Annotated in this window: 14 protein-coding genes; 8 read left to right on the forward strand and 6 right to left on the reverse strand. The window is 51.5% G+C overall.

Features of this window, described 5'->3' with window-relative positions; all coding sequences use genetic code 11:
- Nucleotides 1-146: 146 nt before the first annotated feature.
- From BKD14_RS05075 to rnhA, 5 genes are all read left to right on the forward strand, one after another.
- A complete protein-coding gene (locus BKD14_RS05075) occupies nt 147-539 on the forward strand; it encodes a DUF983 domain-containing protein (protein ID WP_075654484.1) in 393 nt (130 codons plus the stop codon).
- Nucleotides 536-1,288 (forward strand): SURF1 family protein, encoded by a 753-nt coding sequence (locus BKD14_RS05080; RefSeq protein WP_022711675.1) that lies wholly within the window; start codon nt 536-538, stop codon nt 1,286-1,288. The genes BKD14_RS05075 and BKD14_RS05080 overlap by 4 nt, the downstream gene beginning before the upstream one ends.
- A gap of 111 nt (nt 1,289-1,399) precedes the next feature.
- Nucleotides 1,400-2,401, forward strand: coding sequence for a 4-hydroxy-3-methylbut-2-enyl diphosphate reductase (gene ispH / locus BKD14_RS05085; RefSeq protein WP_022711674.1), 1,002 nt, complete (start codon nt 1,400-1,402; stop codon nt 2,399-2,401).
- Nucleotides 2,402-2,454: 53 nt separating this feature from the next.
- Entirely contained in the window at nt 2,455-3,414 is a 960-nt protein-coding gene (locus BKD14_RS05090) for a homoserine kinase (protein ID WP_075654485.1), read from the forward strand.
- 64 nt (nt 3,415-3,478) lie between these two features.
- Entirely contained in the window at nt 3,479-3,919 is a 441-nt protein-coding gene (rnhA, locus tag BKD14_RS05095) for a ribonuclease HI (RefSeq protein ID WP_075654486.1), read from the forward strand.
- A gap of 103 nt (nt 3,920-4,022) precedes the next feature.
- Here rnhA and BKD14_RS05100 read toward each other — a convergent pair whose 3' ends face one another.
- The gene (locus tag BKD14_RS05100; RefSeq protein ID WP_075654487.1) at nt 4,023-4,508 is read right to left on the reverse strand and encodes a peroxiredoxin; all 486 of its coding nucleotides are present in this window, start codon (nt 4,506-4,508) and stop codon (nt 4,023-4,025) included.
- Between the two features lie 392 nt (nt 4,509-4,900).
- On the opposite strand from BKD14_RS05100, the gene BKD14_RS05105 reads away from it, so the two are divergent.
- Nucleotides 4,901-5,479 (forward strand): YqgE/AlgH family protein, encoded by a 579-nt coding sequence (locus tag BKD14_RS05105; protein ID WP_225687223.1) that lies wholly within the window; start codon nt 4,901-4,903, stop codon nt 5,477-5,479.
- 73 nt (nt 5,480-5,552) lie between these two features.
- Here BKD14_RS05105 and BKD14_RS05110 read toward each other — a convergent pair whose 3' ends face one another.
- From BKD14_RS05110 to thrC, 4 genes are all read right to left on the reverse strand, one after another.
- A complete protein-coding gene (locus BKD14_RS05110) occupies nt 5,553-8,417 on the reverse strand; it encodes an EAL domain-containing protein (protein WP_075654800.1) in 2,865 nt (954 codons plus the stop codon).
- A 70-nt stretch (nt 8,418-8,487) separates the two neighbouring features.
- Nucleotides 8,488-9,099 carry a GNAT family protein gene (locus BKD14_RS05115; protein ID WP_075654489.1) on the reverse strand — a complete coding sequence of 204 codons (612 nt, stop codon included), beginning with the start codon at nt 9,097-9,099 and terminating at the stop codon, nt 8,488-8,490.
- An 18-nt stretch (nt 9,100-9,117) separates the two neighbouring features.
- Nucleotides 9,118-10,416, reverse strand: a complete 1,299-nt coding sequence (locus tag BKD14_RS05120; RefSeq protein ID WP_075654490.1) for a pitrilysin family protein — start codon at nt 10,414-10,416, stop codon at nt 9,118-9,120.
- Between the two features lie 199 nt (nt 10,417-10,615).
- Nucleotides 10,616-12,013 carry a threonine synthase gene (gene thrC / locus BKD14_RS05125; protein ID WP_075654491.1) on the reverse strand — a complete coding sequence of 466 codons (1,398 nt, stop codon included), beginning with the start codon at nt 12,011-12,013 and terminating at the stop codon, nt 10,616-10,618.
- Between the two features lie 513 nt (nt 12,014-12,526).
- Here thrC and BKD14_RS05130 point away from each other — a divergent pair.
- Nucleotides 12,527-13,102, forward strand: a complete 576-nt coding sequence (locus BKD14_RS05130) for a hypothetical protein (protein WP_075654801.1) — start codon at nt 12,527-12,529, stop codon at nt 13,100-13,102.
- Nucleotides 13,103-13,708: 606 nt separating this feature from the next.
- A complete protein-coding gene (locus BKD14_RS05135; RefSeq protein ID WP_348625517.1) occupies nt 13,709-13,888 on the forward strand; it encodes a hypothetical protein in 180 nt (59 codons plus the stop codon).
- Between the two features lie 66 nt (nt 13,889-13,954).
- Here the strand turns inward: BKD14_RS05135 and BKD14_RS05140 are convergent, their stop codons facing one another.
- Nucleotides 13,955-14,644 (reverse strand): HAD family phosphatase, encoded by a 690-nt coding sequence (locus BKD14_RS05140; protein WP_075654493.1) that lies wholly within the window; start codon nt 14,642-14,644, stop codon nt 13,955-13,957.
- Nucleotides 14,645-14,877: the final 233 nt, after the last annotated feature.

Consider the following 14,877-nt stretch of genomic DNA (forward strand, 5'->3'; position numbering starts at 1 on the left):
GGTTTTATGCGGCGCAACTAGAGCATTTCACAGTCAAGTTGGATCAACTTGACGGCAGTGATAATGCGACAAAATAAAGAATCTAGAGCGAGCGCTATGATCCAATCTGGACGTAAACTGCTCTAGACCGCAGCGGAGGTGGAATAATGCATAATGAAGATAGTCTTTATCCGCCGGTAGAGCCAATCAAAGCCGGTATCAAAGGATGTTGCCCGCGCTGCGGACAGGGCGCTTTGTTTAATGGTTATCTGAAACTGGCAAAGCGCTGCGAGGTCTGCGAACTGGATTATGGTTTTGCAGATTCCGGTGACGGGCCTGTTGTTTTTGTGCTTCTGCTTGACGGTTTTCTTGTTACGGCATTGGCGCTCTGGGCTGAGGTGTCTTATCAGCTGCCGCTCTGGCTGCATTTTATCATCTGGATACCGCTGGCAATTCTCATCGGGCTGGTGCTGACGCGCTGGATGAAAGGTATTCTCATTACACTGCAATATAAGCATAAAGCGGCATCGGGGCAGCTCGACAGGCGGGGACGCGAATGACTGCCACCGGTAAGACACAGAAGTCCTTTCCATGGATTTTACTGCTCTGCAGCAGCATTGCTTTTGCCGTTCTGCTGGGGCTTGGTATCTGGCAGACACAGCGTTTGTTCTGGAAAGAACAGCTGATTGCGCAGATTGAAGAAAGGGTGCATTCCGCACCTAAGCCGCTGAGTGACATTGAGGCTGAATTTGCCAAAACCGGTGTTGTTGATTACATGCCGGTGACTTTGCGCGGCACATTTCAGCATGAGCGCGAACAGTATTTTTTCACCACGTTTAAAGGCGCATCCGGCTATGCGGTTTATACGCCGCTGATCCTGAATGACGGGCGGGCTGTTCTGGTTAATCGTGGTTTTGTGCCTTATGAAAAGCAAAATCCGGCGACACGTCCGCAAGGACAGATCGCGGGTGAAGTGACTGTTACGGGGCTTGCCCGTGATCCGCTGATTGCCAAGCCGTCTTCCTATCTGCCGGACAATGAACCGGCCAAAAAACTTTATTACTGGAAAGACTGGGGCGCGATGATGGAAAATAGCGGCCTTGCTCAGGATCATGATTTTGTCGGGTTCTTTGTGGATGCGGATGCCACAGCCAATGCCGGTGGCTTGCCGCAGGGCGGGATAACCATTCTCGAGCAACCGAATAATCATCTGCAATATGCGGGCACATGGTTCGGGCTGGCTGCCGTTTTGCTGGTTGTGACCTTTATCTATATTTTCCGTCAGCGCCGTAGTCCGGATGCGCAATAGCTGTTGACATTGCGCGATGCGAAGCCCAATTGCTAAAGCTGGATATGTTTTACAGCGCATTGATGATCTATGGTCGCAATGTTGCTTTGAAGACAGGATAATCAGAGTTCAATGACCGATAAGCCTAAGCTGACCATCCGCCTGTGCGGTCCACGTGGATTTTGCGCCGGTGTTGATCGCGCTATTCAGATCGTTGTGCTGGCGCTGAAGAAATACGGCGCTCCGGTCTATGTGCGTCATGAGATTGTTCACAACCGTTATGTGGTTGAAGGCCTGCAGGCGCGCGGTGCGATCTTCGTGGAAGAGCTGGACGAAATTCCGATGGAACACCGCGATCAGCCGGTGGTATTTTCCGCTCATGGTGTGCCAAAATCAGTGCCGGAAGATGCGGATGCGAAAAACCTGTTCTATCTGGATGCAACCTGTCCGCTGGTTTCCAAAGTTCATAAACAGGCGATGCGCCATCAGCGTCTTGGCCGGCATGTTATTCTGATCGGCCATTCCGGTCATCCGGAAGTGATCGGCACAATGGGGCAACTGCCGGAAGGTACGGTTTCTTTGATCGAGACTGTAGCAGATGCCGAGGCTTACCAGCCGGAAGATCCTGAAAACCTCGGCTTTGTAACGCAAACAACGCTGTCGGTAGACGATACTGCGGGTATTATTGCCAAGCTTCAGGAACGGTTTCCGCAGCTGACAGCGCCTGCCGCTGAATCCATCTGCTATGCTACAACCAATCGTCAGGAAGCGGTGAAAGAAGCGGCTCCCGGCTGTGATCTGTTTCTGATTGTAGGTGCGCCGAATTCTTCAAACTCCAAACGTCTGGTGGAAGTGGCCGAGCGCTCCGGTGCCCGCCATTCTCTGCTTGTGCAGCGTGCGGAAGAGATCGACTGGGATAATCTGGGCGAGCTGTCTGTGCTGGGGATTTCGGCAGGAGCATCCGCACCGGAAATTATCGTTGATGAGATCATCGATGCGTTTTCGCAGCGTTTTGATGTCACAATTGATCTGGCGATCACCACCGTTGAAACCGAGAATTTCCTCGTAAATCGTCAGATCCGCGATGTGGAACTGACGGCTCAGGACATGGCGTTTGTGAACGGCAATCACTGAAATAAAGAATAATCTGCCGCGATTTTCGCAGGTGACGGCAGGGGGAGACCAGCATGGCTGTCTATACGGATATTAATGAAATTGAACTGGCAGCCTATCTGGAAAATTACAACATAGGTACTTTGCTGTCTTTCAAAGGCATTGCTGAAGGTGTTGAGAACTCCAATTTCCTGCTGCGCACGACTGAAGGCACATTCATTCTGACCCTTTATGAAAAACGCGTGGATCGTGATGATCTGCCGTTCTTCATAAAGCTGATGCAGCATCTGGCGGTCAACGGTATTGAGTGCCCGCAGCCGGTGGTGCAAAAAAACGGTGAGGCGATTGGTGAATTGGCTGGCCGTCCGTCGGCAATTGTCACCTTCCTTGAAGGCATGTGGTTGCGCAAACCTGCCGCGGAACATTGCTATGCTCTGGGTGTAGCCATGGCGCAGATGCATCTCGCCGGTCAGAGTTTTGCGATGGAACGCGAAAACAGTCTGACACTTAAGGACTGGCGCCCGCTTTGGGAAAAATGCATGGCAGATGCTGATGCCGTTGAGGCCGGCTTGCGTGTACAGACAGAAGCGGATCTGGCTTATCTGGAGCAGAACTGGCCGTCTGATCTGCCGCGCGGTGTGATCCATGCCGATCTGTTTCCGGATAATGTGTTTTTCATCGGTCCGAACCTGTCAGGCATTATCGACTTTTATTTCGCCTGCACGGATATGCTGGCCTATGATCTGGCAATCTGCCTCAATGCATGGTGCTTCGAGCGTGATTTTTCCTATAATCTGACTAAAGGCACAGCTTTGCTGCGCGGTTATAATTCTGTGCGCCCGCTGAACTCCGCAGAGCGTGAGGCCTTACCTGCGCTGTGCCGCGGCGCTGCCTTGCGCTTTATGCTGACGCGGCTTTATGACTGGATCAATGTGCCTGCGGACAGTTTTGTGACCAAAAAAGACCCGATGGAATATTTGCGGCGCATGCGTTTTCATCGCGAAGTGCGCTCAGCCAGCGAATATGGCCAGTAAGCAATAACAGGTTACTGTGCTGAATAGTCGTGAACTGCCTTATAAATAAATGTGAGAAAACCGCTTGAAGACGATTACAGCCTATACGGATGGTGCCTGTTCAGGAAATCCGGGTCCCGGGGGATGGGGGGCTATACTGGAATATAACGGACACCGCAGAGAGCTGAATGGTGGTGAGCCGGATACGACCAATAACCGGATGGAGCTGATGGCTGCAATTTCCGCATTGCAGGCGCTGAAAGAACCGTGTCAGGTCGATCTCTATACGGACTCAGTTTATGTGCGCGACGGCATTTCCAAATGGATCGAAGGCTGGAAACGCAATGGCTGGAAAACAGCGGCCAAGGCTCCGGTTAAAAATGCCGAGCTTTGGCAGGAGCTGGATGCTGCGCGCAAAAATCACAAGGTGACATGGCACTGGGTTAAGGGCCATGCGGGGCATCCTGAGAATGAGCGTGCCGATGAACTCGCCCGTGAAGGTATGGCACCATATAAAAAGCGCTGATATTTTTATGCTTTATAATTTGTGTGCAGAGGTGCTGATCTGTAGCGCAACCATAAAAAAAGCCCGCTTCAAAGCGGGCTTTTTCTTGTTCAGTCTAAAGAAATCAGAGCTTTTCGAGCATCGCTTCTGCGGAAGAAACTGTGGCAACGCCCGGATTTTCTTCAATGTCGAGGCTCTTTACAACGCCATCTTCGATCAGCGCTGAATAGCGCTTGGAGCGCACGCCAAGACCGCCGCCGGACAGGTCGATATCAAGACCGGCAGCTTTGGTGAATGCGCCGATACCGTCGGAAAGATAGACGATCTTGCCTTCGCCTTCAGTGGCCTTTGCCCATGCGCCCATGACATGCACGTCATTGACGGAAACAACGGCAACAGTGTCCACGCCTTTAGCGATCAGCGCGTCGTAATTCGCCAGATAGCCCGGCAGATGGTTCAGTGTGCAGGTCGGGGTGAAAGCGCCCGGTACTGCAAAGAGAACGACTTTCTTACCCTGAAAAACGTCATCTGTGGTGACGTCTTTAACGCCGTCAGCAGTTTTGGTTTTGAAGCTTGCTGCTGGCAGTTTATCGCCGATCTGAATGGCCATTGTCTGTTCTCCTTCATACAGATTATGAGTAACGGATATTGGCATTATACATAGCCTCTGGCCGGATTTTACGGAAGCGCTATTTCTTGAAAATTCTGACAGGCAGGCATGTAATTTTTCTCATTCAGGCAGAATATTTCGCTTTTAATATGAATTTTCTAAAATACTGATTTTAAGTAATGCGCTGAAATGGCTGAAAAAATACAAGACGGATTTTTGCACTTCAAAAAACTTCGATAAATGTGACTTGGCTCATGTAAGCGTTGTGTTATGCTGATTATTCACTATGCCGTGAATGAATAAAACAGACGCATAATCATCCCCAGCGAACGGCAAAAATTACACATTTATCTTTATCAATCCTGTTGCATTGAAATTGAAAGAGGCGTGTGGTGAACAACGGTTTTCTCAACGGACAATTTCTGCTTGCAATGCCCGGTATGACGGATGAGCGTTTTGCCCGTTCGGTCATTTATATTTGTGCGCATTCAGAGCAGGGGACGATGGGTTTCATCATTAACCAGCTGCAGCCGCTTGAGTTTCCCGACCTCTTGATCCGCCTTGGTATTATTACGCAGGCGCAGAGCATTTTGCTGCCCGAAAAAGCCCGCTCGCTGATGGTGCGCCGTGGCGGCCCTGTTGAAACAGGACGGGGTTTTGTGCTGCACAGTGATGATTTTATGGTCGGTACCAGCATTCCTGTCACCGATGATATCTGTATGACCGCGACGATGGATATTCTCCATGCCATATCGGATGGTATCGGGCCGGATAAAACACTGATGGCGCTTGGCTATGCCGGCTGGGATGCAGGGCAGATTGAACGTGAAATTGCGAGTAATGACTGGCTGATCTGCCCGCCGACCACAGATTTGCTGTTTGATACGGATATTCTCGGCAAATATGATCGCGTCATGGCGCAGATGGGCGTCGATCCTGCACGCCTCGTTGTGCAGGCCGGACATGCTTGAAGCAAAGTCTGATACATAAAAAAACACCGCCTCGGCAGGAGAGGCGGTGTTTTTTATTTTTGACGAATTATGCTTATTCTACTGTCTGACCATTGAGCAGGCGGGCTGCATTTTCAGCAGTCATCGGTTGGCCGAACAGGAAGCTCTGGACATATTCACAGCCCATTTCACGCAATTGCATGGCGTCCTGTTCGCTTTCAACACCTTCAGCGACAACCTTGAGTTCCAGATCCTGCGCCATGCGAATGATGGAGCGCAGCAGCGTCGCTTTCTGCGGCTTATCACCTTTGACGAAGGAGCGATCGATCTTGATCATATCAATCGGGAAGCGTGTCAGATAAGCCAGCGATGAATAACCGGTGCCGAAATCATCCAGTGACAGGCCGACACCCATGGATTTCAGCTCGTTCAGCATATGCGCTGACTGTTCCGGATTTTCCATCAGCACGGATTCTGTCAGTTCCAGTTTGAGCGTGCCTTTGGTCACATGCGTACGGGACAGGATCGCACGGACATCGCTGAGCAAATCCTGACGGATCAGCTGGGTGCTGGACAGATTGACGGAGACAAACAGGTTCGGACGCGACAGGTTTTCCTGCCAGTTGAACAGGTCATTGGCTGATTGCTGCATGGCAAACAGACCGAGCGGCACGATAAGGCCTGAATTTTCGGCAATCGGAATAAATTCAGATGGTGAAATCGGTCCGCGGCGCGGATGTTCCCAGCGCATCAGCGCTTCAAAACCGGCAATAGTGCCGTCCTGCAAATTCACAATCGGCTGATAGGCAATTGTGATTTCCTTGCGCTCAATGGCGCGGCGCAGATCGGATTCCAGCTGCAGCTTGTCACTGCCGATAGCGCGGAAGGATGGGCGGAACGGCTCAATACGGTCACCGCCAAAACGCTTGGCCTGATACATGGCCAGTTCCGCATCTTTTATCATATCTTCCGCATTGGCAGCATTGGCTGTCCATGTAAGAAGACCAACGGAAGCGGTCAGTACGATCTCGCGCTTGGCATAAGAGATCGGCGCGCGGATGGCCTGACGCAGCGCTTCGGCAAAGGCTGCAACCTTTGCCGGATCAGATTCAGACGCGAGGATCAGGCCGAACTGGTCGGAAGACAGTCTTGAAAGCGTATCCTGCGGCTTCATCAGCCGGAACAGGCGGCGCGAGATCGTCAGCAGGATTGTGTCACCGGCTGACATGCCGAGGCTGTCATTGACCTGTTTGAACCGGTCAATATCAATAACAAAAACGGTCGGTTTGAGCCTGCTCTCATTATAGGACATGCTCATGACATTGGCGAGGCGGTCAAGGAACAGCTCGCGGTTCGGCAGACCGGTAAGATTGTCATGCACGGCATCATGCAGCAGGCGTTCTTCGGCCTTTTTCTGCTCGGTCACATTATGCAGCGTTCCGACGCAGCGCACAATTTCACCATCCGAACCGATAACCGGACGCGCGCGCAGATGATACCAGTGATAGTGACCGTCATTGGCACGCAGGCGGAAAGTCTGATGAATACGGCCGCGACGGTTTTCAAGAATAGCATCCAGCGTGGTGCGGAAACGGTCACGGTCATCGCCATGCATCACCGGTAGCCAGTTACGCACAGGGCCGAGCAGGCTTGAAGCGGCGGTGCCGAGATAGGTGGCAATATCCGGTGTGGTGACCACACGGTCGCGCGGCACATCCCAGTCCCAGACAATATCGCCGGAACCGATAACCGCCAGCGCCTGCCGTTCCATATCGGAGAACAGGCCGACACGCAGTACACCGCCTGCAAAAGCATGTTGCATCACGGTGAAACCGATCAGCAGAACGATCAGCACAAGACCACCGCCAAGCGCAGGCTGCACGATATCATTGTCCAGACGGCCGGAAACGGCCAGCCATGCACCGGTCATCCATATGGCAATCAGCAGCCATGTGGGGATCAGCATAATCGCGCGGTCATAGCTGCGCAAAGCCAGAATGCCGATAATGACGATGCCGCAGATAACAGTCAGAGCAAAAGAGATGCGGGCAATACCGGCAGCAATCGGCGGATCAAAAATCGCCACACCGCTCAGCATCATCAGGCCGAGAACCCATGCCACAGCGCCATAGGAAAAATGGTCGTGCCAGCGGTTGAGATTGAGATAGGTGAACAGGAAAATCAGGAAACTGGCAGCCAGTGCCACTTCCGTGCCCGCCCGCCACATTTGCTCATTGCCGGGGGTGATGGCGATCAGCTTGTTCCAGAAGCCGAAATCCACGCAGATATAGGCCAGAACCGCCCATGCCAGTGCCGCAGCAGCAGGAAACAGTGATGTTCCGCGCACGACAAAAAGAATGGTCAGAAACAGCGCCAGCAGGCCGGAAATACCGAGCAGAATACCGCGATAGAGCGTATAGGAGTTGATTGTGTCTTTATAGGCATCCGGCTCCCACAGATAAAGCTGCGGCAGGTTAGGAGAGGCCATTTCCGCAACCAGTGTAATTACCGAGCCCGGATTGATGGTAATCAGAAACACATCCGCATCAGGGCTGACCTGACGGTCAAGCGCAAAGCCCTCACTCGGCGTGATGGAGGAGATGCGCTGCGAACCCAGATCCGGCCAGACAAAGCCCGATTTCACAAGGCGGTAATGCGGGGCAACAATCAGACGGTCAATCTGCTCATCGGTCGGATTGGCAATAGCAAAAGCTGCCCAGTTACCGCTGGAGCGTTTGTCCTTGTCGGCCTGCACTTCAATGCGGCGCACAATGCCGTCTGCACCGGGAGCAGTGGAAACCTGCACAGTATCGCCCTGATTATGCATGATCTGCACAGCGCGGGTGAGGTCGAGAGCCGTGTCTTCTTTGGAAATTTTGATCGGCTCAACTGCGGATGCAGGAACCGTGATCTGCAATAATGCTGCGATAAAGGCAAACACACAGAAAAACGTTTTCAATCGGTTCTGAAAGTTTTCTGTCACTATCTTTACCTTTTTGTCTTGGTATCAGGTGCTTTGCGCTTAACGGTCAGACGGCTGTTGTTTTAACAGAAAGACCTCTGCGCTGCTCTTCTCCCTCAATCAGGCTGTAGAGCAGATGATCCTGCCACAGGCCGTTAATCTTGAGATAGGAGCGCAATGTGCCTTCCAGTAAAAATCCGGCTTTTTCAAGAAGCCTGACCGAACGCAGATTAGACGGAATACAGGCAGCTTCAAGTCTGTGCAACCGCAGTTCACTGAATGCGAAGGGGATAACCAGTTTCAAAGCGTCGAACATATAGCCTTGGCCTGCATGAGGTGCGCCGCACCAGTAGCCGATCTGTCCGGATTGGGCGACACCGCGCCGGATATTACCGAGGGTGATTCCCCCCAGCAAAACATTGTCAGACCTGCGGAATAAAAACAGCGACCATGCATTTCCGCTGCGTGCTTCTTCAGAGTAATGGCGCAGCCGCAGCCGGAAACTCGATTTTTCCAGCTCATCATCCCGCCATACCGGCTCCCACGGGGTTAGAAAAGCACGGCTTTTTTCGCGCAGATTTGCCCATTGGCGGTAATCAGACCATTGCGGCTCACGCAAAAACAGACGCTCCCCCTTCAGATACACAGACGGTGTTTTGCTGAAGGGAAAGCTGATCATGATACCCAGCCTGTTAAGTTAAACTGCCAGTGCCGGACGCTTATTCGCGGCGAAGCCGCGCAACGTGCCGTGAATATCGTCATAGCCCATCATCTGGCTGACAGGGCCGACAGCGGCAATGGTCGGTTTGCTGTCGAGGAACATGCGACCGGAAAGATCTGTCAGACGTTCCGGTGTAATCAGGCTCAGGCGCTCCAGCAGTTCTTCATTCGGTACCGGACGACCATAAAGCAGCATCTGGCGGGCAATCTGGCCGGCACGGCTTGCCGCACTTTCCTGCGACATCAAGAGGCCGGCGCGATATTGTGCACGGGCGCGGTCAACTTCCTGAATATTGATATTACTCGATGCTTCATAAAGCTCGTTGAGAACAACCGGCACCAGTTCCTCAAGGTTTTCACGTCCTGTTGCCGCATGAATGCCGAACAGGCCGGTATCGGAAAAGCCCCAATGGAAGGCATAGACAGAATAGCACAGACCACGCTTTTCACGCACCTGCTGGAATAGGCGGGAAGACATGCCGCCGCCAAGAACCGTTGCCAGAAGCTGTGAGGCATAGAAATCGCGCACATGGTAAGCGCGGCCTTCAAAGCCGATCAGCACCTGCGCATCCATCAGGTCACGTTCTTCGCGGTAGTCACCGCCGACATAGGACGCTTTCACCGGCGCTGCAGCCTGTGTCGTTGCGCGGAAACCGCCGAGACGGCTTTCCACTTCGCGCACAAACGAGGCGTGGTCAACGGCACCGGCAGCGACAACAACCATACGGTCGGCGCTATATTGTTCATTGATATAATTACGCAGATCACCCGGTGTGAAGGACTGCACCGTTTCCGGTGTGCCGAGAATGGAGCGTCCGATCTGCTGGTTCATATAGGATGTTTCAGAAAATCGATCGAAAACAATGTCATCGGGCGTATCATAGGCCGCGCCGATTTCCTGCATGATGACGTTTTTCTCGCGTTCCAGCTCATCTTCATCGAATTTTGAGCTGGTGAGAATGTCGGCCAGAATATCAATCGCCAGCGGCAAATCGTTGCGCAGAACGCGGGCATAATAAGAGGTGGTCTCAACGCTGGTTGCGGCATTGATCTCACCGCCGACATTTTCAATATCGGCTGCAATCTGCCATGCACTGCGGTTTTCTGTGCCTTTGAAGGCCATATGCTCGAGAAAATGCGCAATGCCGTGGCGGTTATGCGCTTCATTGCGGGAGCCTGCCTTGACCCAGATACCCAATGCCACGCTTTCAATCAGCGGCATGGTTTCGGTGGCAATTGTCAGTCCGTTGGACAGAACGCTAACTTCTACACCCATTCTAGGCATACTCCCCTGAGTATTTTAACCGTCAGCTTCTTTGAGTCTGACGGGCATGGCAATGCGACAAAGAAAGAACGTGACCGTTCCGGAAGAGCTCGTCTGCCCCTGTTGTTTTATCAGGTGACATATAGGGGCAGAGCGAAATCTATGCAAATTTGCTGCCATAATACAACATATGGCTGCAGCAGAACCTTGATTATTTTGCTGCTCGCGAGTGGCTGCGGATATGATCTTCCACCACTTTCAGGTCATTTTGAAGACGCGTAAAATGTTCTTTACGCTCCATCAGATCGCTGAGCCATGCAGGCAGAGCCGGAGAAACACCGCAGGCATCTTTCACAGCATCCGGGAATTTGGCTGGATGGGCGGTTGCCAGCACCACCATCGGTGAGGCTGTATCTGCGTGTTCGCGCGCAACTTTAACGCCGATAGCCGAATGCGGATCAAGCAGATAGCCGTCCTGTTTCAGCACAGAGTCAATGGTTGCAGCGGTTTCCGCAACGGTTGAACGACCGGCAGCAAACTGATTGCGGATGGTTTTGAGCGGTGCATCGGCAATGGTGAATTCACCGGACTGGCCAAGGCTGCGCATCAACCCGCGAATAGCTGCTGCATCACGATCATAGGATTCAAACAGCAGACGCTCGAAATTCGAGGAAATCTGGATATCCATGGACGGAGAAGAGGTCTGCTCCACACCGCGCATTGCATAGGAGCCGGTGGCAACAGTGCGTGACAGGATATCATTGTCATTGGTGGCAATGATCAGACGGTCAATCGGCAGTCCCATTTTTTTGGCGACAAAGCCCGCAAAAATATCGCCGAAATTACCGGTCGGCACAGTGAAGGACACTTTGCGATCCGGTGCGCCGAGGCTGATTGCTGATGTGAAATAATAAACGATCTGCGGCATGATACGTGCCCAGTTGATCGAATTCACACCGGAGAGAGAAAGCGTGTCACGGAAGTTCAGATCATTGAACATGCCTTTGACGAGGTTCTGACAATCGTCAAAATTACCGTCGATCGACAGAGCGTGAACATTGCTGGCTGCAGATGAGGTCATCTGGCGCTGCTGCACAGGTGACACACGGCCATGCGGGAACAGGATGAAAATATCGGTATTGTCGCGACCGGCAAAAGCTTCAATCGCCGCGCCGCCGGTATCACCGGAAGTTGCGCCGACAATGGTTGCGCGCTGTCCGCGCTGTGCCAGCGTATAATCCATCATGCGTGACAGCAGCTGCATTGCCACATCTTTAAAGGCGAGAGTCGGGCCGTGGAAAAGCTCCAGAACAAATTCATTCGCACCGGTTTGCACCAGCGGGCAGACGGCATCATGGCGGAATGAGCCATAAGATTCGCGCACCATTTTTTCAAATTCGGTGTCCGGAATCTCACCATTCACAAAAGGAGTGAGGACTGCGAGGGCGATTTCCACATAGGATTTGCCGCGCAGCTTGCGGATGTCATCTGAGGAAAATTGCGGATAGGTTTCCGGCAGATAGAGACCGCCGTCCCGCGCCAAACCCGCCAAAAGTGCATCAGAAAAGCCCAAAACCGGCGCTTCGCCACGGGTGCTGATATATTTCATAAGATTTCAGGCCTCATTCAGTCAATGCAATTCTGTGCCGGTTTTGAGCCGGTTTCGGTCAAGTTTGCGGTGTTTTCCTGTCATATCTCTTGTGGCTGACGCAAGCATCGGTGGATAGAGCTTGCCCTGTTCACAAAAAACGTGAAAATATTATCTCATAATGCATGTTAAGCGCCTTGCGTCCATATGGATATGTCAAAGACGCAGCAGGATTTGGGTATAAAGCGCATTCCAAAAAGTGTGAAACGGTTTTTGGATAAAATGCGCGATAGACAAAGATGGCGCATTCCAAAAAGTGTGAAACGGTTTTTGGATAAAATGCGCGATAGACAAAGATGGCGCATTCCAAAAAGTGTGAAACGGTTTTTGGATAAAATGCGCGATGGTGAAGAATTTACGCATCAGACAAAGAGTGGAACTTTTCGTGAGATGCGGGAAACAAGACAACAGAACAGTTACGGCGCGTTGCCGGAGCGGTTCGCAAACAGGTTCAATATTCAGGAAGACCGGTTTATGCAGAAATCTACCTTCGGACGTTTAAATCCTCTTTCATTGCGGTTTACCCGTTTGGGTGGAGCTGCATTGCTTGGTTTGTTGGTTGCCGGTTGCTCAACCAGCGGCAGTCAGCAGGGCGCTGTTTCCACAACCGGTGAGCAGCGTGTGACACAGGCAGATTTGCAGGCCTATTGCCCGCGCATCAGCCTGCGTGAGGGAACGTCATTCTTCAGCACTTATGAAAAGGGCGGAAACGGTGACAGCAGCCGTGTAGTTTATCAGGCTTCGATCAGCGATGTGACCCGCGATTGCCGTCGGGATAATGGTACGCTGACAATTACAGTTGCAGCCGCAGGCCGCGTTGTACCTGGGCCGAAATTCCGCAACGGCACAATCAATATGCCGATCCGCGTTGTGGTGATGGAAGGCGATAAAGTGATCTCCACAAAACTGCATAAACAGGCCGTTGCGATGAATAATTCGCAGTCGGCAACACAGTTCCTGTTTGCGGGAACTCCGGTGAGCGTGCCTGAAGCATCGTCACGTCAGGTGCAGATCTTTATTGGTTTTGATGAAGGCCCGAACAAGGGTTAATCTGAAGTCACGACAGTTAAAAATGCCGTATTCCCGATAAGGAATGCGGCATTTTTTTATGCACCGAAGCACAATGCAGTACGGTGATACTGTTAAAAGCAGCTAGAGCATGTCGCAGCGAAATGGACACATTGAGCGTTCGCGAACATGCGGCCAGAAAAAAATCTAGAGCGAGTGCCATGAATACACTTGGCGGGATATGCTCTAACTCTTTGTGTTAACGCGTATCTTATCCGATCGAAGCGGGATAAGAAAACAGTCCGGTGGACTGTTTTCCCCCGCGAAGGCGCTTCGCACTTTTCGGGATACGCTCTGGCAGATGCTGTATTCTGTCTGGTATTTGCCAAGTGTCTAAAATTAGTGCATAAATTATTTACTATAGGTTCATATTGCCGTGGGTTTTGCAGGTTGGAAAATCTGAAAGCTTCTTACGGTAAATAAAACTTTTATCTGAAAAATATTATTTAATATCAATTATTTGCGAATTTTTTGTCAGTGATTTGTCCGGTTTTCGGATGTGCTTACGGGAAAATACCGCCTGTTCATCGTTAAAGCGATGAAAGAATGAAACTATTTGTAATCTCTAACGTTTAGACTGCTGGCATGATGACAGTATATGAACTCATTCAGGAACCAACCGATACCTGGGCCATTTTTGAAATGGATTCCGGTGAACCGGTTATGATTGAAGGCCGTCCGATGATTGGTCTCAGCGAGACAGAAGCACAGCAGATTTATGCTGCACTGACTGCTCCCGTGAAAGACGCGAAGAAATCAGCGGCCTGATCATCACGATATAAAAAAGGGCGTGCTTGTGGCACGCCCTTTTTATTACATTTCTCAGGTAGGCTATCAGAAGCCTTCATCCCATTCTGCCATGGCTTCAATCACGGCAGGCAGATCGCGGTGACGGTTGATAACTGTTTCCGCACCGGCTTCAGTCAGCTTGTCTGCATGACCCGGATAGGTGTGAGCACCGCCGGTAAAGCCGATGACCCGCATGCCTGCAGCGCGTGCCGCATGGATGCCATGGCTTGAATCTTCAATCACAAAACACTGTTTCGGATCAGCATTAAATTGCTGAGCCGCGTAGGTATAAACATTCGGCGCAGGCTTCGGCTCTTTATTGCCAACCTCACGCGACGCATAAATATGCGGGGCAAATGCATCATACAGCGTTGAACGCTTGAGCATCAGTTCCAGAGAGTCCGAATTGGAGTTGGAGCAGATAGCTTTCGGATATTGAAGCTGGCTGACCACATCCTCAATACCGTCTACAGTGAGCAGTTCCTTGGTAATCCGCTCTTTCATGATTTTGCGTGATTTTTCAATCAGCGAGGCGGAGATCGGAATGGAAGATTCCCGTTCAATTTCCATCAGAATGCTTGGCCATGTCAGACCGGCAAAACGCTCGGCAATTTCTTCCGGTGAAATCGGATATCCGGCATCGGTGAGAAGCTCGGATTCGACCTGTGCGGCAATATACTCGGAATCGACCAGAACACCGTCACAGTCGAAGAGGATCAGCTGGGGTTTTGACATGAAAAATCCGTAAATGTTCAGAAGCTGCAAAAGCCGCAACAGGGCTCGCAACAAAAGGAGAGGGAGGACGGGCACTGTTTACACTTAAAACGATTGAGGGTCAAAATGATAAAAGAAATTGCCGGCTCTTCTGTGTTTTATCGGCAAGGCAAATCAGCAGGCAAAATCGGGTGATTTGCGGCGTCTGATTTTAAGCTTTGGAACCGCAATTTCGCCAAGTGTTAAAAATTATT

The organism is Pseudochrobactrum sp. B5 (genome assembly GCF_001939785.1).
In the GTDB taxonomy this organism is placed as follows: domain Bacteria; phylum Pseudomonadota; class Alphaproteobacteria; order Rhizobiales; family Rhizobiaceae; genus Pseudochrobactrum; species Pseudochrobactrum saccharolyticum.

What these genes read in the sequence shown, in the direction of transcription:
- BKD14_RS05130 (WP_075654801.1), top strand. Translation starts at nt 12,527, where the DNA reads ATGCAGAAATCTACCTTCGGACGTTTAAATCCTCTTTCATTGCGGTTT.
- BKD14_RS05140 (WP_075654493.1), bottom strand. Translation starts at nt 14,644, where the DNA reads ATGTCAAAACCCCAGCTGATCCTCTTCGACTGTGACGGTGTTCTGGTC.
- BKD14_RS05100 (WP_075654487.1), bottom strand. Translation starts at nt 4,508, where the DNA reads ATGGCCATTCAGATCGGCGATAAACTGCCAGCAGCAAGCTTCAAAACC.
- BKD14_RS05090 (WP_075654485.1), top strand. Translation starts at nt 2,455, where the DNA reads ATGGCTGTCTATACGGATATTAATGAAATTGAACTGGCAGCCTATCTG.
- BKD14_RS05075 (WP_075654484.1), top strand. Translation starts at nt 147, where the DNA reads ATGCATAATGAAGATAGTCTTTATCCGCCGGTAGAGCCAATCAAAGCC.
- BKD14_RS05135 (WP_348625517.1), top strand. Translation starts at nt 13,709, where the DNA reads ATGACAGTATATGAACTCATTCAGGAACCAACCGATACCTGGGCCATT.
- ispH (WP_022711674.1), top strand. Translation starts at nt 1,400, where the DNA reads ATGACCGATAAGCCTAAGCTGACCATCCGCCTGTGCGGTCCACGTGGA.
- BKD14_RS05080 (WP_022711675.1), top strand. Translation starts at nt 536, where the DNA reads ATGACTGCCACCGGTAAGACACAGAAGTCCTTTCCATGGATTTTACTG.
- thrC (WP_075654491.1), bottom strand. Translation starts at nt 12,013, where the DNA reads ATGAAATATATCAGCACCCGTGGCGAAGCGCCGGTTTTGGGCTTTTCT.
- BKD14_RS05120 (WP_075654490.1), bottom strand. Translation starts at nt 10,416, where the DNA reads ATGGGTGTAGAAGTTAGCGTTCTGTCCAACGGACTGACAATTGCCACC.
- BKD14_RS05115 (WP_075654489.1), bottom strand. Translation starts at nt 9,099, where the DNA reads ATGATCAGCTTTCCCTTCAGCAAAACACCGTCTGTGTATCTGAAGGGG.